This is a genomic window from Gelidibacter pelagius (assembly GCF_017581925.1).
Lineage (GTDB): Bacteria > Bacteroidota > Bacteroidia > Flavobacteriales > Flavobacteriaceae > Gelidibacter > Gelidibacter pelagius.
Window position 1 is genome coordinate 149,944 of the sequence record NZ_JAGEVG010000011.1, and the last position, 19,744, is coordinate 169,687.

The following is a 19,744-nucleotide window of genomic DNA, read 5'->3' on the forward strand; positions in this document are numbered from 1 at the left end:
AATCGTATTCCTAAACTCATCCGACGAGCCAAATAACAACATACGGAGCAATCAGCGTGGTCAGAATGCCGTTAACACACATTGCCAATCCGCTATAAGCGCCAGACAAATGTCCTACTTCCAACGCGCGTGCTGTTCCGATGCCATGCGCTGCGGTGCCTAAGGCAGTGCCCATAGCGGTTTCGCTTTTTATGCCCATCAGTTTCAAGAAACCTGGACCAAACGCATTTCCAAATACTCCAACCGCAATCACTATGCCTGCTGTAAGCGATGGAATGCCTTCCGTAATCTTTGTTATTTCGATGGCAATAGGCGTGGTGACTGAAAGTGAGACTATCGATTTAATAATGACATCAGGAGCATTCAGGTAAACAGTAATTAATGAAACCGACAGAATACTAATAATTCCACCACAACAAACCGCCAATAAAAACGGATAAATATTATGTTTGATTAATTGATACTTCTCATAAAACAAAACGCCAAGCGCCACAATTGAAGGCCCTAAGAAAAAAGTCAAGTACTTTCCGCCCTTATTATAATCGGTAAAACTGACTTCAAATACTACCAAGAACAAGATAATTAAGGTGATGGCTATTAAGACTGGATTAAATAACACAAATTTAATTTTTGTCCGTAACGCCCGAGCACCAAAAAAAGCGACCAACGTAATGACTATTCCAAAAACTGGAAGATTATAAAACGCTGTCATTTTTCTCAAGTTTTTGCTGTATCAGTGCTGTCACGTATAAAGTTATCAAAGTACTTACTCCCCCAGCAACCAACAGAACGATCCAATACGATTTAATAAAATCAAAATAAGACATGAGCCCAACGCCGAAAGGAATAAAAAACAATACCAAATAGTTCAGCAAAGTATCTGAGGCAGGTTTTACCCATTCCAGTTTGATCAATTTCAATTTTAGTGCTATAAAAATCAAGATCATTCCCAAAATATTGCCCGGCACTGGTATTTCAGTAAGGTAACCGATCAATTCTCCAAGGCCGAGAAATAAAAATAAGATCAGGAAGGCATTGAGCATTTTCAAACCACCCTTGAGCAAATTCATAGATTTGATATGGACCTTAAAAGATGCTTTACTCATTCGAAATATTTGAAACTTTAAAAGAATAGGCATCTTTTGATGGCAATTCGTTTGGCTTGAGATGCGGAGCTAAAATAGTCAAATCTTTTCCTTGTTGCCCAAATTCGATAACTAAATCAGAATCAGACAGACTAACTTTTGTGGTTTTAAAATCTTAAACCTTAAATTTTTCTTTCGGCCATTCGCTATGTTTAGACCTCACAGGTTTTAAAAACCTGTGAGGTCTAGGCTAAAAAAGGTCTAAAATTCAGAACTTATTTTTTAGCTTTTTTATAACTATCCTTGCCATCTGTCAACCAGTCCAAAGAAAAGCTAACAAACGGATTTTTTGTGTACTCGTCTTGTTCAAAAAACAATCCGATATCGCCATTTTCAAGAATGGTCATGTCTGAATATGCCGAAGGACCTTCGTAAATAGTTTTACCTTCCGACCAAGTCTTGCCTTCGTCATAGCTGATGCGTACCGTCATATTGACCCGGCCCTTTTCTGATTTGGCATTAGAAAAAAGAAGTCTGTTCTTTTTATATCCATCTTCAATTGCTGTATATCGAATGATACTGGCATTACAACCTGGATCAATTAGTTCTGGAGCTTCTTCAGTGGTCCAGGTTTTTCCTTCGTCAGTAGATGTATGCACATAACGCATGCCTTTTCCGTTGACACGTGCATTGATCATTAACGTGCCATCTGCAAGTTCGATCACTTTTGATTCGTCGGCAGGTTGGATAGGCGTGTCAATAAAATACCAGGTTTTACCGTGGTCATCACTTCCAAACAAATGCAGTCCACTGTTGAGATTCACCATGGTGTGCAACAGTTTTCCTGAGCGCGTTTGAATGCCTCTACCTGAAGTTATAAATTTAAAATCTTCATGCCATTCAGGTTTTGCTATTTGAGAGGTGATATCTACCGGTTCGCTCCAGGTTTTTCCGTTATCAGCACTTTTCACATAATGAAGGTAATAAACATCTTTTTCCGTATCTAAATTCATGAAATTGTAAAACATGAAAATTTCATTGGTCACATGATCCACAATCAAGGAAGGGTCCGATGCCGATTGTCCATCAGGAAAATCAACTACAGATTCAATATTGGACCAAGTCTTTCCATTGTCAGAACTGCGTCTAATGATAATGTTGATATCCCTACTCCACTTTAAATCGCCACAGCCTGGAACACGCTCATCAATTGCCGCAATGACATCGCCATTTGGCGCAGTTATGATGGCCGGAATACGATAACATTCTACACCTTCTGTCATAGAAGTATTGAACAAATCTTGAAATACCGGCGCACCATCGGAACTGGTGGTGTTTTGGGTTTTTACACCGCAATTAAAAAGAAATACGGTAATTAATAATGCAATTAGCTTTCTCATGATTATAAAATTTTAGTTTTTATTCGTACATATTATTGACATCTGCATGATGTAATTCTTCAAAAAATTCAGCAACATTTTGGGTAACATCCTCTAAAAATCGTTTCCCCTTATCCTTAGTAGCCAGTTGTGGATTTCCCACACCGGTATCATCAGTGACTTCTGTCCACTGACGCTGTGCACTCACCCAACCTTCCTTAAGGCCTTTAATTTTGAATTTTTTAGCGTTTCCGTTTCCTGCCTGATCTAAAGGCAGCACTAGATGAGGTGCAATATGCTGCATGGCTGAAGTTTCCAATTCTCCAGCATGATCTCCCGGTTCATCAAAATAAGCAGGGGCATTGACCGCTTGCCACCAGTTGATCGAACAAACGAAAACTTTTGGGAATTCTAAACTCAGTTCCCGTATCATTTGTTTAAAGTTGTTGCCACCATGCGAATTGACAATAACCAATTTATGAATCTCATGCGCATTTAAGACCTCAACAACATCTTTTAAAACCGCGTATTGGGTACTTGGGTTCATATTCATGCACAAAGAAATATCCATTTGCCCTGTATTCACTCCAAAAGGAATGGTTGGCAACACGATGACTTTTGCCTTATTATTCCACGCTTTTTCTCCAGCCGCAATAGCAATATACTCTGCCTGAAAATTATCCGTAGCGTAAGGCAGATGGTAATTATGAGCTTCAGTGGCACCCCAAGGTAAGACGGCAACGGTAAAAATAGTTTCCTTAACCGATTTCCAATTGGTTTCTGCCAATACATAAGGTCTGATGGCTTTTTTCATTTTACTGGTTTAATTTATTTCTCTATACGTTCAAAAGTTTTCCAGCATTGGTACATGGCTCTTGGAACATGGAAACAGCCTTTCCATTTTCCACCTTTCAAATCCAACAATACTTCACCCTGTCTATTTAAATAGCCAAACCACTCGCCATTATCAGCATCGGAAAAATGCGACCAAGCATAGTCATGAACCTTTTCATACCAGTCCATAAGTTCCTTTCTACCTGTGTGCTCATAAGCTTTACCCAATGCCACCAAGGCTTCCAGATGGACCCACCAGAGTTTTTGATCCCATTCCAATTGTTGTGGCGGCTTTCCTAAGGCATCCATAAAGTAATAAATTCCTCCGTGTTTTTTATCCCAACTGTAGTCTAAAATTCGTAAAATGGTATCCGCAGCTTTTTTTATAAGTTGTTCATCTTTCCTTCTAACCCCAATGTCAATCATAAACCACATGGCTTCAATCCCATGACCCGGATTTAAAAGACGCCCGTTAAAACTGTCCTCATGGGAACCATCAGGACGGACAAATTCGTAGACAAGTCCCGATTTTTTATCCAAAAAGACATTCATGACTTCATTGATGCTAAAATCGATGGTTTTATTGACTTCGTCTTCATCCAAAACGCCTTCAAGTTCCAACACCAAATTAGATAAAATCATTGGTAGGGAAAAACTCTTTAACGGTCGTTCACCGGTAGATTTCTCATAACTTCCTTTCGGATTATCTTTCTTTTTTAATATATTAAGATAGGTTTTTTTAGCGAGCTGCTTCATTTCATCATCACCTGATGCGATGGCATATTGACTAAAGGCCATAGCTGCAAAGCAATCGGAAAAAATATTATAGGGCTGAACCAATGGTTTTCCTTCTTTTGTTGTTGAGAAATAGAAGTTGCCATCTTTATCCATGCCGTGTTTTATGATGAAATCAACACCTTTTTTGGCAATTCCCAACCAATTCTCATTTTTTTCAACGTTGTTATAGAGCATAGAAAACGTCCAAGCCTGTCGGCCCTGGAGCCACATAAACTTATCTGTATCGTAAACTTCTCCTGTTTTATCCAAACAGGTAAAATAACCACCATGAGTTGAATCTATTGAGTTTTCCTCCCAAAAAGGGATGATATTATTTAGAAGTGTATTTTTGTAGAGTGATGTATAGTTCATTGAAATGTTATTTCTTAAAAATTAGACACATTTTTTCGGCGTAAACTATTATATTTACATAATATGTTATACATAATACAAACTTAAGGAAATTAGAATAATAAATTACATTTGCACAAATATTATTAGCATGAAAAACCGCGTAGGCCTTAAACCGTTAACCAATTTAAGTTTAGTAGACAAGGTAGAAATAAGTATTACTGAATATATCAAATCCAACAAGCTTGTAGTGGGTGACACTATCCCCAAGGAGATGGAGTTTGCAGAGGCACTTGGAGTCAGCAGAACTGTTGTCAGGGAAGCCTTGACCAGACTGCGTACCATTGGCATTATCGATTCTAAAAAACATAAAGGCATGGTCCTTTCGCAACCCGACTTCATTGAAAATTTCGAAAAAATAATGGAGACCAACTTGGTAGGCGATGACACCTTAAAGGACATTTTTGAGCTACGTTTAATTATGGAAATGGGGATGGTTGATCTGTTATTTGCTCGAAAAACAGAAGAAGACTTAGCGGAATTGAGTAAAATAGTAGATGACATGGAAAAAGGCAAACCAGAATCCCACATTTTTAGCCTGAAAAATGAAGTCGCTTTTCATGGCAAACTCTACGAGATGTCTGGGAATAAAACCTTACACAGACTTCAAAACATCTTGCTTCCTGTTTTTCAATATGTCCATAACCACAAATTGGATGATGCCAAAACCTATATGTACAAAAAGAAATTTGTAACGCATCGTGAACTTTTGGATTATCTTAAAGAAGGTAACAAGGAAAAGTTCAGAAAGGGATTGGCCCGCCATTTGGAACCTCATTTTGACAGGGTTCTTAAGAATGTAGAATTTTAACCTTAACAACTGCTTTCTTCACCTGTGATGGCTCTCCGGTAGTTATATCTGGCATGTGAATATCGTCTGGAAAAAAGATGGCAAACATCTCTTTATTAACCGTAATGATATCATAAGGCTCATCAAACAACATATAATCGTCAACAGCATCATACACTTTTTTAGGCTCTTGCCCGGTATGCATCGTGACTCCCATTTGCTCAACACCTTCTACAATATATTGAACATCGATATATTTAAGATGTGATTCCAGAAGATTTCCATCAACTTGCTTGGTTTGGTATTCCTTAAAAATGACAAAAAGATCATCTCCTTCGATCTCATGTTTTCCCATTTCCAAATCATTGAAATTGGTGTTTTCAATATAATTTAAAGCCTTTTCGATTCCAGGATGGATACTCTTATAAAGGTTTGCGTTTTCTATTTTGTCCAGTATCATTGTAAATTGTTTTTAAGATGAAAAAATGATTAAAACCATGTAGTCTTATCGGTTATTCTCTTGGGAAGTATAATAACATCTAAACGCATCCATCCAGAAGGGCGGTTGCCGGGAGTCATTTTTGGAAATCCCTCACTATCTGATGTCTCAAAGACAATAGCAAGCCGACCATCTGACAATTGCGTGATGCAGCTATATCCAGCAGATTTATCATACAGCAAATAATCTTGTTCCCAAGTTTTACCACCGTTTAAACTACGATAAATAAACAGATTCTGCCGATCTTCATTGTTGGCACTGCCCAATCCTCCAGCAGGCCCAACATAAAACAGCATCGTATCAATACCTAACATACTCCCTTGACAACCACCGTAATCGACTGACGATTGCAAGCGAAAATCAATATGGCTATCGCCCCATGACACACCGCCATCTTCGCTTACCGATACCGTTCGCTTGCCTTTTCGCGCTCTGAGATTGTATCTCAAAATATTAAGGGGTGATTCCGCTATTTGATACTCACCTCCATCAGGCGCACTATTTCCAATGTTCCAAGTCTCACCATGATCATCGCTATATACGGTTCTGTTTTTGGAGATGTTCCCATTGGTCTGCCGCGTTGGCACAATCAGTCGGTTCTTAAACCGATCGCCTTGCATTTGGATACCTGAACCGGGACCAAATCCACCAATAAAATGATTGGGCGCAACAATTTCTTTGGTTATATTTCGTGGTTTGCTCCAACTTAAGCCATCATCATCTGAGATAATCACCCATGCCGTATTTTTCAGTTTACTATGATCATCTGAAGGCCATAAGGTTGTAAAAAGAAATAGCCTTCCGGTTACCTTATCCACCAATGCCACGGGGTCCATAAAGGCATCCTCCCCGCTGTCCGTTAGAATCTGTATTTTGGACCAACTTTTCCCGTTGTCTTCACTTCTCTTCAATGCGATATCTGTCGGCGTCTTATCTGTAGAGCTAATTTTCCGAGCTTCGACAAAAAGAAGTAATGTTCCCTTTTTACTGGTTATGAGCGTAGGAATTCGATAGGAATCAATCCCATCATCACCAGCATTAAAAACTGTAGTTTTAGGGATGGTATCAACAGATCTCTCCGAAGCTTTAATGCCGATAAAAGAGTTTAAGAATAAAATCAAAACACAATTAAAAATCAAGTTTTTGTTCATAGCTAAAAGTCTTATTGGTATAAATGCATTATTATAGTTGTGTATTTCAATTTTTCCAATATCACATTAAATTGTTTTAAGATAAAAAAACCAAGTTCAAATAGTGATTCAAACTTGGTTCCCTTCAAAATGTGAAAATTGCTACTAATCACTCAAATATTCTAATAAACCAATCGCATTCAGTTCTTTTCTAATGCCTTTATAAGCATCGTCATCTAAAGTGGTATGTGGGAATCGACTCGGGCCACAATCAATGCCAAAGGTTTTCATAAAGCCCTTTGCGACGCCGTTAAATCCGCCGTGACTGTCCAAAATTTCAACAAAACGAATGGCCTTTCGTTGTAATTCTGCAGCTTCGGTCATTTTCCCCGCTTCAAACAAGGTTTTTATTTTATAATATAATGGCGCCAGATGGTTGTAGGTACTCCCTACCCATCCATCTGCTCCCAACGGCAAACTAGAAATAAAAATTTCGTCAAACCCGAATAGAACATTGTATTTCCCATCTTCAAAGTGTTTGCAATGCAGGAAATCAATTAAATTATTATTGGTAAACTTGATGCCCTCCAAATTCGGAATTTCTTTGGATGCCGCTTTTAAGAAGTCGAGCATATTCAAATTGGCCCCACTTAAAACCGGAATATGATAATAGTAAAACGGTATGTTTGGCGCGCATGCGGCAATTTCCTTACAATATTGAACCAACTTTTCTATGCTGTTCAATCTAAAATAGAAAGGTGCCAAAACGGCGATCGCATCTACTTTATCAGCGGCATGGGTAGCTAAATCTTTGGCGACTTTCAAACTTGGATCGCCAACATGATCGATGAGATACAGATCAGACGATTTATTTTTGGACCAAGCCGTGGTGATTTCCTTCCGCTCTTCTGGAGATAAGGATGCAAAATCGCCCGTAGACCCATTCATAAAGACCCCTGACACCTTATTTCTAACCAAAAACCGCTGATATTCGGGAATAACACTGGCATTTAATGAACCATCCTGGTGCATTGGCGCGTAGGTGGCTGCTATTAAGTTTTTTATTTTCATACTTTTAAATGTTTTTGGAATTGTTTTTAGGCCCTTAAAATTTATATTTGAACTGCTTCCCGATAACTATCGGGACAACCATCAAAACCAAACGCCATTCGCTTTGGAGTTTTGGGTTTGGATCCCGCTAAAGAGCGGGATTAGTTCAACCATCAAAACCCAATGCGCTTCGCTTTTGAGTTTTGGGTTTGGATCCCGCTAAAGAGCGGGATTAGTTCAACCATCAAAACTCAATACGCTTCGCTTTTGAGTTTTGGGTTTCACTAAAAAAAAGAGAGTTGAGCTATTAACAAAACTCTCTTTTCTGGCTAACTCAAACAAAATTACTCAACTTAATTTGGATAACCAGCGGTTTGCTCTAATAATGGGTTTCTTCCAATCATATCATTTGTTATAGGTAATACCAATTTATATTCATCACCTGGACTTAAATAGTCCACATTATCAAATACAAAACTATTTCCGGCACGTCTTAAGTCCCACCATCTTTTGCCTTCGCCAATAAATTCTTTGTAACGCTCATTTAAAATTGCGTTGGCATTGGCAGTTTCAGAACTGTTAACGTAGTCATGTGTTGAAGGAACATAATTTGTCCCATAAGCTCTTTTACGGATTTGATTAATCTCTCCCGATGGATCTTCGGTCAGGAGGTTTTTAGCTTCAGCTAAAAGCAAAATAACATCAGCATATCTATATACAGGAACATCATTTTCAAATATACGTTGGCTACCGTCTACTTCTCCTAAAAACTTATTGAATATAGAGCCGTAATAGTTGGGCTCATTATATACTGGGTAGCCTGATCCATTATTATCATTAGTATATAGCCTAATAAATGTTGCGTCCTTACGAGCATCATCATTATCATCTAACAACAACAATGTTTTCTCAGATTGCCCGTATCTATTAGCGCCATTTATAATAAAATTAATACCTCCGACAGGACCCATAAAAACACCTTTATCATTATAATTTGAGTGAATTTCTGTTGATCTTCCTGTAAAACTATTGTAGATATTAGAGGCTTGGTCTTGGGCATAACTTAAAGCAAAAATGAATTCATTATTATCTTCGTTTTCTACACCCCACAAAGAGGAGATGTTAGGTTCCAAACTCACACCAAATGATGCTATTTGTAATAAAGCTGTTTTTGCTTCCGTGAAATCAGCATTTCCACCATTCATTAAATTACCCGACCAGATGTACACATCGCCTTTAAGCGCTAATGTTGCAGCTTTTGACCAATATACTCTACTTCCTTCCCAAAAACTGTCGTTAGATCCGAAAGAACTTAAAGATGCTGCCAGATCCGATTTGATTAAGTCCATGACGTCCGCCTGTGGTGATCTTGGCTTACTTAACTCCCCAAGGCTTTCTGTCGAAAATGGCTCAGTTACAATTGGCACATCACCCCAAGTCTTTAGCAGCGTATAATAATACAAAGCTCTTAAACCATAAGCCTGACCTATCATGTGACTTTTATCACTTTCGTTAACAAAACTTATATTAGGCACATTTGATAGAAAGTCATTTACTCTATGAATGTTAGAATATAAACCAGCCCAACCACCAAAAGGTGCAGTTGATACCGTAATATTAGATTCAATTAAGTTTTCATTAGAAGCAGATTCATAGGTTCTTCCACCCCAAACATCACTTCTTATTTCACCTAATAACCAAAAATCATTAGCTTCGTCTCTTAAGTTAACATACATTCCTGGATGGGTAATTCTTGCTGCTTCCTCAGTTTCCCAAAATCCAGTTGCGCCCAGTTCACTAGGGGCTTTTAAGTCAAGTTCATTTGAACAAGAACTAAAAAATGCTATGATTACTATTATAGATATATAATTCTTCATTTTTATAAAAATTTAAAATGTTACATTAAGTCCAACTGTATATGTCTTTGGAAGTGGGAATGTTCCATATTGCACACCTCCAACTTCTGGGCTATCACCGCTCATGCTTTTGAAATAATGCAGGTTTGAGCCCGTCAAGTAAATATTTAGTCGCGTAATTGCTCCTTTAAAGTATTCTGTTGGCACATCATAACTTAAAGTCACTTCGCGAAGTGCTAAATAATCCCCTTTTTCCCAAAAGCGACTGTTACCAGAGTTTTGTAAACTATTTGAATCTCTAAAGTCGTCTCCTTCTCCACCCCGCCATACATTTTTTGCGTCATTAACAAAAACAAAACGTGGCCAATCGGTATCGGTATTGGTTGGTGTCCAAGAGTCTAAAACTTCAATTGGTTGGTTTAAATTACCTTGAGTTTGCCCATATCCTTTTGATCTAATATGGTTCCAAACTAAATGTCCTGTGGCGAAATCGGTCTTAACAAAAAGACTGAAATTTTTGTACTTAAAATTAGTTGTTAGCCCACCAATAAAATCAGGAGTGGTACGCCCGATAACTTTTCTGTCAAGAGAATTTATAATACCATCACCGTTTTGATCGACCCATTTCACATCACCAGCCCAACGTTTATTACGACTAGCTAATGGCATTAATAAATCAGTTATTGTATTATCTGCATCAGCTTCAGCTTGATTGGCATAAATTCCACCTTGCTCATAAGCTACCACAAGATCATTACCCAACCTTTGACCTTCCTGAAAACCGCCTACCCATTCTTCTTGTCCCGTTTTAGGGTTCCAAATAAGCACACCATTCTGCCTGTTTAAATCATTGTCATTTTCAGGAAGCTTTATTGCATAATTTTTATTGGTTGTAAAAGTGGCACCAACATTCCAAGAAATATCATCATTTCTAATAATATCGCCATTAACCTGTAACTCGAATCCTTTGTTTCGTATGGTTCCATTGTTCGTTTTTATAGCATCAAAACCCGTATAAAATGGCAATGTAAGGTCTGCAATTTTGTCTTTTACATCTCTTGAATACACATCTGCAATAAAGGTGAGTCTGTCATTGAAAAATGAGATATCTAAACCAACATTAAAAGTGGTTGACTTTTCCCATAATAAATCCAACGTGGCCAATCCTGAATTAGCATAACCTGTCTGGCCATTATAAACTCCCTGTTGCCCATAAGCTCCATATACTCTATAATTAATAGGCACAGTTATTCCTCTAAAATTCCGAGTTCCTCCTAAAGCATCTTGGTTACCATTGACGCCGTAACTCAACCTCGGTTTTAGTCGGGATACATAGTTACTTATAGATGAATCTCTAAAAAAGTCTTCGTTATGGGCATTCCAACCAAAAGACACCCCTGGAAAAAAGTCAAATTTATTATTTCCTAAACGAGATGACCCATCATTTCTAAACGTCAACCCTACTAAATATTTATTGTCATAGTCATAAAGTAATCTCCCAAAAGCCGAGGTAATCACATATTCTGATTCAAAACTAACAGGAATACCATCTGCTTCAGCACCTTCACTTAGTGTTTCAATTAAATCTGATGGTGAATTTCTTGTTCCTGATCGCGATTGAAAGTAATTATCTTTAAAATATTCAGCACCAAGCAAAGCATTAAAATTATGATTCCCGAACTTTTTTGTATAATTCAAGGTACCCGTTAATTGATTTCTTAATGTTCTTTGCAAAGCTACAGAAGCCAAACGTGTCGTGTTTAAAGCCCCAGAAATACTGCTTCCTGTTCTGTATCCTTTATTAAAATTTTCATTGTGATTATTGACTGCAAAATGGCTGCCCGTTATAGATAAAGTCAAATCATCAATAATATCCCAGTTTATACCTACTGATGCGGACAAACGTTGCTCTAAATTTTTTCTGACAAATTTATCTTGGTAATATAATGGATTTCCAAAATCTTGAGTCTGTCCTGAAGCATACATGTCAGACCAAGTCCCGTCCGGGTTATTGTTATAATCTCTTGAAGTAGGTGCTTGACCTTGAAATCTCCTAAATATATCCTGATCTCCATTATTTTGACCTAAAGGACTTAAGCTTAAGTTAGAATGAGAGTATAAAACATTAGAATTTACCGTTATCTTATCTGTGACATTATAAGACCCACTAAATTTTCCTGAATATCTTTTAAACCCTGATCCCAAAACAAGCCCATCATTATCCAAAAGCCCTAATCCCAAATAGTAAGTCCCTTTTTCATTACCACCATCAAATGATAAGTAATGATCTTTTGTTGCACTATTTTGATAGATACGATCACCAACATCTTTATTATCATAAAATAAGATATCTCTACTTGGGTCTAGAATATCTGGGATAGAACTCCACCCTGGTTGATTTAACAAGTATTGATTTGCCGGTGTTAATAATTGAGTAGTAAATGGAGAATCAATCGTGTTTCCTCCAATGGCAAAAGAATTAGCACCATCAATAAATTGACGTATAAAATTCGGGTTACCACGAGTTTCTTCTGCGTATGCGTGACCTTGTCTGTTGTAATTTATAAAGTCCGCAGCAGAAAGATACTTCTGATCATTTCTTTCTTTATTAGAACTGTATTTATATCTATAGTTAATAGAAGATTTGCCTACTTTACCCGTTTTGGTGGTTACTAAAATAACCCCATTAGCAGATCTTGCTCCATAAATAGCAGTAGCTGCTGCATCTTTTAACACTTCGATAGATTCAATATCGTCGGAATTTAAAGCGTAAAATGAACCTGGAATTCCGTCAATTAAAATTAAAGGATCTCCGGTACCGTCAAAACTAGTACCACCACGCAATACAATTTTAGGAGTAGACCCTGGTTGACCTGTGTCATTTGTTACTCTTAAACCTGCAATAGTTCCTTGCAATGCTGTTGCCGCATTAGACCTCGAAGATGTTTCTAAAATCTGCGTATCTAATTTAGAGATAGAAGTTGTTAATGTAGCTCGAGTTTGTCTCCCGTATCCTGTAATAACAATTTCGTCCAACATTGCGGTATCTTCGGTTAATGAGACATCGATTACTGTTTGATTTGCTACAGTAACTTCATTCGTCTTAAAGCCTACATAACTAAACACAAGAACATCTCCCGTATTAGCATTTATGTTATAGTTCCCATCAAAATCTGTGGTAACTCCGGTGCTCGTTCCTTTTATAATGACCGTGGCTCCTGCCAAAGGCAATTGATCTCCAGACGAAATTACCGTTCCCGTGATTGCTTTTTCCTGACCAAAGACAAAGATTGGTAAGGCAAAAAGCAAAATAAACATCAAGTAAATGACATTCGAATCTTTTTTTCTCATATTAAACAATTTGAATTAGTTAAAACTGGATGGTTAAAGTCCAAAAGTATTATGTTATACATAATGCAATATTATTAATTTAATTTCATCTAACAAAGAATTTATTTAAGAAAGTTTTAACGTTGTTGCTTAAAACTTCAATTTATGTGAAACAAAGCGGAGAAATAAGACATAATAACCAAGTAGTTGCGGGGACTATTGAAGGGTTAATAAGTTGAGGGGTTGAGTCGAGAAGGCATTAGGGATTGGGGATAAGGGATTAGTGGGGTCAGAGGTGAGTGGTGAGTGGTGAGTTGAGGAGTTGAGTCAAGAAGGCATTAGGGATGAGGGATTAGTGGAATTCAGTGGTGAGTGATGAGTTGTTGAGGAGATTAGGAGGTAAGAAGTTGGGTAGTGAGTAGATAAGATAGTTCTGCGAAGCAAATCTGCAGGAAATGATTCCTGCTTTATGGAATTAGAAGAAACAGCATATGCAGGAGCCATACTCAGATACTTCATGTAATCAAGAAAAAAGGCGTAAAGAAAAAACAAATGTCACTGTTGACTAGTTTTCGGGTTTCTTAGGGTTTAACGGACGCACGGTAATATCGCTAATCAGCATATTGTCTGGCGCCTGTAGAATATGCACCAAAGTATTTGCCAAGTCTTGAGGATGGAGCATATTTGAATGGGCCGCTATGCCTGAGCTTTCAAAAAAGTGGGTATCGATTGAACCAGGATTGAAGCAAGTGACCTTAATATTAAAAAACCGAAGCTCTTTAAACAAGGCATCGCTAAACCCTTGAACACCATATTTTGTGGCGCAATATGCTGCAGATTCGGCTCTGCCCATACTTCCTAAAATAGAGCCTATATTTATTATATGCGACGCTTCTTTTTTCTGTTTCATCAGACCAACCACTTGTGATGTGATATAATACATACCATTTAAGTTGGTATTGATCATGGCGGCCCATTCTTCTGAAGGCATCTCGTCTATTTTGCCAAAAGAACCTGCTCCGGCATTATTTATAAGAATATTGGGGCCACTGTTTTCTGAAAACGTTTCGCTGCCCCAACGCTTAACGGCATCATAATCTGAAATATCCAAGGAAACAGGAATAAATTGAGCACCCAAGTTATTTTGTAATGCACTTAGTGCCCGTGTGTTGCGCGCAAGACCATAAACCTTTGTCCCATTCTGAATTAAGGTGGCAGATATCGCGGCACCAAGTCCGCTACTTGCGCCAGTTACTATAGCTGTTTTATTTTCAAGATTCATAATTTGATTTTAATTGACGATTATACGGCTTTATCCGGATTATAACTTCCCGGTTCTACTCGAAAGCCTATGGCCAATCGGTTCCACCCATTTATGGCAACAATGGCCATGGTTAGTGCCACGAGTTCTTTTTCCGAGAAATACTTCGTGACCTCCTGATACAACGCATCTGAAATATCGTTTTCTGAAATGAGCGTCATGGCTTCAGTCCAAGATAGTGCAGCGCGTTCCCGATCGGTGTAAAAAGATGTTTCCTTCCAAGCCGACAAAGCGTATAAACGTTGTTCGGTTTCTCCCGCTTTGCGCGCATCCTTGCTATGCATATCCATGCAATAGGCACACCCGTTTATTTGTGAGGCGCGCAGTTTGACCAGTTCATATAAACTGTGTTCCAAGCCCGAACCCGCCACATATTTTTCCAGCTCCATCATTCCTTTTAAGGCCTCTGGAGCTACGGCTTGATAATTCAATCGTTGTTTCATGGTTATTTTTATTTATAACACTATAGGAATTACAAACTCATACTTAGCTGCGTTCCATTATTTTAAACACCATATTATGCAGTTCGGCATTGACTGGAATCTGACAGGCCAAGCGACTGTTTTCTGAAATTCCTTCGACTTTAGAAAGTGTGTGTCTTTCATCAGCATCCATTGTTTTAGAAAGATGACCTTCAAGAATCTGTATATGGCAAGTGCCGCACCAGGCCCTCCCTTTACAATCGCCCCAATCTTCAATGTATTTATCGAAAAGCAGCTCCATTAAGCTGTGATATTCGTTGGTCTTGAATTGTGCTTTGCATTCTTCATCAAACTCATTAATATAGGTAAGGACATAACTTTCTGATGTCATCTTTATTTTTTAATCTATAAATTTTCAACATAAATTGATCTTATGATCATAAGCGAAATAATTTTCTACTAATGACCTAAGTATTCTATGCACCGTTTTTGATAAAATTCGATTAGTCGACTACTGGATTATTATCCGATTTAGAATGGCTGATACAAGTGGGACAGTCCTTGACTTCACTTTGTTTTAACCGAATCCCGTCAATATATTTCTTCACAAATCTTTGGATTCGCATATAACTCCCCTTATGGTTGTTGACGTCTATTTGCCTGTCCTTGAATACTTCGCGTATTTTGGCATCATATTGCTGATAGCCCCAACAAACCGGGCATGTTCCCTCTGGAGATTTGCCTTTGGTTTTACTTTCTGGCTTTCGCAAAAACTGTACTATGTTTTCCATTAAGTCCATTGCATTGTCATTTTAGTATTATTTTTTTTAACCTCTCTATTTTGATTCATAGTTTCGATCTAAAAACTTAAACCATTTTATATGGAAGCTTAACACTACAGATGCCTCAAAAAACAGATGACGTAGCAATGGTCATTTACAAAAGGGTTTACTGATCCAATTTCAGCATTTCATCCATCGCAATTGACGCATGGGCATAGGCAGCACCAGCCCGCATTTCAGAAGCCACCCAGATAGCTTCCATCATTTGTTCATTACTGGCACCTTTTAATTTCGCGGTTTTCGTATGTCCCTTAATACAATTTGTACATTGGGTGACATGTGACACGCCCAGAGCTATAAGCTGTTTTGTTTTTTCGTCAAGTGCTCCTGCACTAAAAACGGCATTACTGAAAGGTCGCCACGCCTCAACCTGTTTCGGTGCCAAATCTGCTTTTTTTCGAGCCATTTCTGGAGTTGATGTAGGATATAAACGTTCTTCCATATTTCCTTCCATAGCATCTACGGCAATAGACGCATGGGTATAGGCACCACTTGCTCTGCCCGCAGCAGCCACCCATATAGCTTCCATTATTTCTTCTTTGCTTGCCCCCTTACGCATGGCTTCTGGGGTGTGGGCTTTAATACAATATGGACATTGGGTGACGTGTGCCACCGCTACCGCGATCAATTGTTTTGTTTTTTCATCCAAAGCACCCGCTTCGAAAACCGTTCTGCTAAAATTCCGCCAGGCTTCTATTTGTTTGGGTGCCAAATCTGCTTTTTTACGGGCTAACTCTTTTGCATTGTTCATATCCTAATGTTTAATTGTTGTTAATTATTGAAGTTGTGCATCCATAGTGATCTTTAAACTCAAGGCTTTGCTCACCGGACAATTGTCTTTGGCAGCATTGGCACATTCCATAAATTTATCCTGATTGATATTCGGGATTTTGGCTTTGAGCGTCAAATGAGATCCTGTAAGCTCCAATTTATCAGCGTCCATGGTCACTACTGAGGACACATCAAGCGCGTCCGCCGTATAGCCTTCTTTCCCTAAAATAAGACTTAAAGCCATCGCGAAGCATCCAGCATGAGCGGCTGCAAGTAATTCGTCTGGATTGGTACTCTTGCCTTCGCCAAAACGGGAATTGAAACAATATTGTGCCTTGTCCAAAACCTTGCTTTGTGTTGTTAATTTTCCTTCTCCTTCTTTTAATGAGCCGTTCCATACGGCATTAGCTGTCCGTTTCATAATAGTATATTTTTTGTTTTTATTTTTATTATTCTTGGTTCTTGGTTCTTTGTACCAAGTTCTTGATTCTCTGTTCTATATTCTTTATTCTTTATTCTTTCCTCTTACATCAAGATCCCTTAACAACATCTTCCACACGTTTGGCGCTATCACCTTTGTTTAAACTCAATCGGACGATACTATCCTTAACTGCCGTTAGATCATGAGGCACGCCGCCGCTTAGTGAAATCAAATCGCCTCTATTCAGGGTGTGAACTTCTCCGTTGACCCCAAAATCAATACAGCCTTCAAAAATTTCAACCACAATGGCAAAGGGCGTTTTGTGCTCTTTCATGACTTGGTCTTTCTTAAAAGCAATCCGAATTTCCTTGCCGTTTTCTGTGTCCAATAATACTTGGATGGTTGGTCTTGTTTCGTGGTATTGGATGTTGTCTGTAAGTGATGCTGTTTTCATATAAGGTTTATTGTTTTTAATTATTGGTTTCCCGCCACTTTGTTTCGGACGGGCTAGCTTGTTTGATATTTGTTATTTAGGTTATTGTTCTTGAACACTGCTCGCCCGTCCGTAATATTTTACCGCGGTGGGAACTCTGAACTGACACTGTAAAGTTACGGTTAATTTTAATTAGGACAAAATTATCCGAATTAAAATTTTCTTAAAAGAAATCGCAATTTTAGACACTAAGATAACTTAAATCAATCGATTATTTCAGGGCATTAGATCAAAGGTCTTGAACCCTTTTGTTGGTACCTTTCGATTTTAAATTGAAATATTTCCGCCATTTTTGAAGCACGCCATTTCGCTTCTGCTGCTTTTTCGCCTTCAAATTTTTCATCAAGGGTCATAAAAAACAGTTCCAGCCATCGGTCAAAATGCGCTCTTGTTACCGGTAGTTTTGCGTGAGGGGGAAATGGACTGTCCGTATACGTATGTTCACCGAGCAAAACTGTTTGCCAAAACGTGTACATTCTTTCCAAGTGTTCTGGCCAACGGTCTTGAATCACGCGATCAAAAATGGGTGCAAGCAGGGCGTCTTCACGCACTTTGTTGTAGAAAGAATCGACAAGGACTTTTATGTCGTCAAGATGTAAAATAGCGTTTTGCATATCTAAAAGAACGATTTATAAAGATCAGCATTCCAATACATAATCAGATAGAACAGACCAAAAGCAAAAACGATGATCAATAGTGCCCATACCCAAGCCGGAATCGCTTTTGGCGTTTCAGAACCACGGATGATAAAAAACTCGGAGGTCTCACTGCCATAAGCATTTATGGTGATGGGTACTTGGGCGTCAACGGTTTCATTTTCCTTTAATCCCAAAACGGATATCTCAGGCCCATTTCGCACTACAAAAGGGATTTCACGGATCCCTTCCACATTATTTGACGATTTTGCGACAATTTTCAAGGTATGTTTTCCATCGGGTATTTTGGTGGTATCCAATACAATTTTTACCGGTGGCGCAAATGATGCGAACGGCTTCGGATCGTCATCCAAAAAAACGGTTATGTTCCTATTGTCTTCCATAATTTTAAAATCCTTCGTTTCTAACAATATTCTTTATATGATCAGGATCATCCTCTTTGGGGTTGATCAAAAATTTAATGCTGTAGAAGAGCGTAAACGCCACAATAATTACAGCACCCCAAATAATATAATAATCTAAGTCTCCCGATGGTCCAGTGCCATGGGTAATGTTTTCAAATCCCTTGGGCTGATTCTCCTTGCAAAGATCGCAAGCGAATGTGATATATTGTCCCAAGAAAAATAGCCAAGTAAATAATAAAAGTCTCTTTTTCATCGCTTATTTATTTAATTCCATTTCTACATATTGTCTCACTTTTGCAACATCCTCTTCTGTTACAGCCTCCGAATCATTCCCCCAACTACTTCGTTCGTGGGTAAGGATGGCCGCAATTTCAGCATCGGTAAGTTGGTCGCCAAATGGTGGCATGACGCCATAATCTGTTCGGGCATTATACCCCTGTATCACGATCTTAATGAGTGTTTCGGTGTTTTCATCGTTCACGATGGCACTTCCAACCAACGACGGAAAGGCACCAACAATACCTTGCCCCGTATCCTGATGACAGGCCGCGCAGACTTGCGAATAGAGTTTGGCACCATCTAACGATTGGCCCCCACCTTCCGTTCTTTCCGCCTGGATTTTTTTCAGTGCCGGGATGAAGTCATCTATATCGCCACTTGGCATATCTGTTTGTTTCAGATATTTTAAATAGTCAACCAAACGCAAGGCATCATAGGATGCAATTATCTTTTTGCCCGGTTTATTGAAGTATTCCTTCGGGACTGCTACCACCTTAGCATCCTTGGGCATAAATGCACTATCCACTTCCCTGAACAACCACGGATAGGAAGGCATTACCGATTCTGGAACCACCGCTCTTGGATTGTACAAATGGAGCAAATGCCAATCTTCACTGGGTTGTCGTTTTCCGATATTGGTCAAGTCAGGTCCCGTACGTTCACTTCCTAAAGTAGAAGGTGATTGTCTCCAAAAGTCCATACGTTTTTTACTGTAAAAGTAATCGGATGGGATTGACGGCCTATCGCCCCAAACGTTGTCCATTTCAATATTACGCACCTGTTGCGTGTGGCAGGCCATACAGTTTTCAGCAACATAGACATTAAGCCCTTCTCGCTCGTGGGCGGTCAATGGTTGTTCATCAGGAATCGGCTGGGTTTCCTGCATCTGAAACGCGGGCATAATAGCGATAAGGATACTTAGGGCAATAAACACACCGCCTGCCGTAAGCACTAAGTTTTTATGATCTTTATGAAAATTAAGCATCTGATACGT

General features: G+C 38.7%; 22 protein-coding genes. 1 reads left to right on the forward strand and 21 read right to left on the reverse strand.

All coding sequences use genetic code 11. The annotated features are described in order from the left end of the window. Positions 1-16 precede the first annotated feature (16 nt). From J4051_RS10820 to J4051_RS10840, 5 genes are all read right to left on the reverse strand, one after another. Positions 17-712, reverse strand: coding sequence for an LrgB family protein (locus J4051_RS10820; protein WP_208233886.1), 696 nt, complete (start codon positions 710-712; stop codon positions 17-19). Next, positions 696-1,106 (reverse strand): CidA/LrgA family protein, encoded by a 411-nt coding sequence (locus J4051_RS10825; protein ID WP_236027360.1) that lies wholly within the window; start codon positions 1,104-1,106, stop codon positions 696-698. The genes J4051_RS10820 and J4051_RS10825 overlap by 17 nt, the downstream gene beginning before the upstream one ends. A gap of 254 nt (positions 1,107-1,360) precedes the next feature. Then, positions 1,361-2,485 (reverse strand): sialidase family protein, encoded by a 1,125-nt coding sequence (locus J4051_RS10830; protein WP_208233887.1) that lies wholly within the window; start codon positions 2,483-2,485, stop codon positions 1,361-1,363. 19 nt (positions 2,486-2,504) lie between these two features. Then, positions 2,505-3,278, reverse strand: coding sequence for a creatininase family protein (locus J4051_RS10835; RefSeq protein WP_236027362.1), 774 nt, complete (start codon positions 3,276-3,278; stop codon positions 2,505-2,507). Positions 3,279-3,292: 14 nt separating this feature from the next. Continuing rightward, positions 3,293-4,447: an AGE family epimerase/isomerase gene (locus J4051_RS10840; protein ID WP_208233888.1), complete on the reverse strand. Its 1,155-nt coding sequence runs from the start codon at positions 4,445-4,447 to the stop codon at positions 3,293-3,295. Between the two features lie 130 nt (positions 4,448-4,577). Here J4051_RS10840 and J4051_RS10845 point away from each other — a divergent pair, with 130 nt between their 5' ends. Further along, positions 4,578-5,297: a FadR/GntR family transcriptional regulator gene (locus J4051_RS10845; protein ID WP_208233889.1), complete on the forward strand. Its 720-nt coding sequence runs from the start codon at positions 4,578-4,580 to the stop codon at positions 5,295-5,297. On the opposite strand, the gene J4051_RS10850 is transcribed toward J4051_RS10845, so the two are convergent. The 16 genes from J4051_RS10850 to J4051_RS10930 all read right to left on the reverse strand — a co-directional run bounded on the left by J4051_RS10850 (position 5,278) and on the right by J4051_RS10930 (position 19,735). Continuing rightward, positions 5,278-5,736, reverse strand: a complete 459-nt coding sequence (locus J4051_RS10850) for a YhcH/YjgK/YiaL family protein (RefSeq protein WP_208233890.1) — start codon at positions 5,734-5,736, stop codon at positions 5,278-5,280. The two genes, J4051_RS10845 and J4051_RS10850, sit on opposite strands and share 20 nt — an antisense overlap. Positions 5,737-5,765: 29 nt before the next feature. Further along, positions 5,766-6,926: a sialidase family protein gene (locus J4051_RS10855; RefSeq protein ID WP_208233891.1), complete on the reverse strand. Its 1,161-nt coding sequence runs from the start codon at positions 6,924-6,926 to the stop codon at positions 5,766-5,768. 144 nt (positions 6,927-7,070) lie between these two features. Beyond that, positions 7,071-7,976: a dihydrodipicolinate synthase family protein gene (locus J4051_RS10860; protein WP_208233892.1), complete on the reverse strand. Its 906-nt coding sequence runs from the start codon at positions 7,974-7,976 to the stop codon at positions 7,071-7,073. Positions 7,977-8,308: 332 nt separating this feature from the next. Then, the gene (locus J4051_RS10865; protein ID WP_208233893.1) at positions 8,309-9,832 is read right to left on the reverse strand and encodes a RagB/SusD family nutrient uptake outer membrane protein; all 1,524 of its coding nucleotides are present in this window, start codon (positions 9,830-9,832) and stop codon (positions 8,309-8,311) included. Positions 9,833-9,844: 12 nt separating this feature from the next. Continuing rightward, a complete protein-coding gene (locus J4051_RS10870; protein ID WP_208233894.1) occupies positions 9,845-13,162 on the reverse strand; it encodes a SusC/RagA family TonB-linked outer membrane protein in 3,318 nt (1,105 codons plus the stop codon). 544 nt (positions 13,163-13,706) lie between these two features. Further along, positions 13,707-14,423: an SDR family oxidoreductase gene (locus tag J4051_RS10875; RefSeq protein ID WP_208233895.1), complete on the reverse strand. Its 717-nt coding sequence runs from the start codon at positions 14,421-14,423 to the stop codon at positions 13,707-13,709. Between the two features lie 20 nt (positions 14,424-14,443). Next, on the reverse strand, positions 14,444-14,905 hold the full coding sequence (locus J4051_RS10880; protein ID WP_208233896.1) for a carboxymuconolactone decarboxylase family protein: 462 nt from the start codon (positions 14,903-14,905) through the stop codon (positions 14,444-14,446). A gap of 43 nt (positions 14,906-14,948) precedes the next feature. Next, the gene (locus J4051_RS10885; protein ID WP_208233897.1) at positions 14,949-15,275 is read right to left on the reverse strand and encodes a 2Fe-2S iron-sulfur cluster-binding protein; all 327 of its coding nucleotides are present in this window, start codon (positions 15,273-15,275) and stop codon (positions 14,949-14,951) included. A gap of 112 nt (positions 15,276-15,387) precedes the next feature. Further along, positions 15,388-15,684: a hypothetical protein gene (locus tag J4051_RS10890; protein ID WP_208233898.1), complete on the reverse strand. Its 297-nt coding sequence runs from the start codon at positions 15,682-15,684 to the stop codon at positions 15,388-15,390. Positions 15,685-15,832: 148 nt separating this feature from the next. Beyond that, positions 15,833-16,477, reverse strand: a complete 645-nt coding sequence (locus tag J4051_RS19250) for a carboxymuconolactone decarboxylase family protein (protein ID WP_394368913.1) — start codon at positions 16,475-16,477, stop codon at positions 15,833-15,835. 24 nt (positions 16,478-16,501) lie between these two features. Next, entirely contained in the window at positions 16,502-16,918 is a 417-nt protein-coding gene (locus J4051_RS10905) for an OsmC family protein (protein WP_208233899.1), read from the reverse strand. A 109-nt stretch (positions 16,919-17,027) separates the two neighbouring features. After that, a complete protein-coding gene (locus J4051_RS10910) occupies positions 17,028-17,372 on the reverse strand; it encodes a cupin domain-containing protein (protein ID WP_208233900.1) in 345 nt (114 codons plus the stop codon). 263 nt (positions 17,373-17,635) lie between these two features. Further along, complete coding sequence (locus tag J4051_RS10915) at positions 17,636-18,025, reverse strand: group III truncated hemoglobin (protein WP_208233901.1); 390 nt, start codon at positions 18,023-18,025, stop codon at positions 17,636-17,638. A gap of 2 nt (positions 18,026-18,027) precedes the next feature. After that, on the reverse strand, positions 18,028-18,450 hold the full coding sequence (locus tag J4051_RS10920) for a cytochrome C (protein ID WP_208233902.1): 423 nt from the start codon (positions 18,448-18,450) through the stop codon (positions 18,028-18,030). A gap of 4 nt (positions 18,451-18,454) precedes the next feature. Continuing rightward, positions 18,455-18,724, reverse strand: coding sequence for a hypothetical protein (locus tag J4051_RS10925; RefSeq protein ID WP_208233903.1), 270 nt, complete (start codon positions 18,722-18,724; stop codon positions 18,455-18,457). A 3-nt stretch (positions 18,725-18,727) separates the two neighbouring features. Next, positions 18,728-19,735 (reverse strand): cbb3-type cytochrome c oxidase subunit II, encoded by a 1,008-nt coding sequence (locus J4051_RS10930; RefSeq protein ID WP_208233904.1) that lies wholly within the window; start codon positions 19,733-19,735, stop codon positions 18,728-18,730. Positions 19,736-19,744 lie beyond the last annotated feature (9 nt).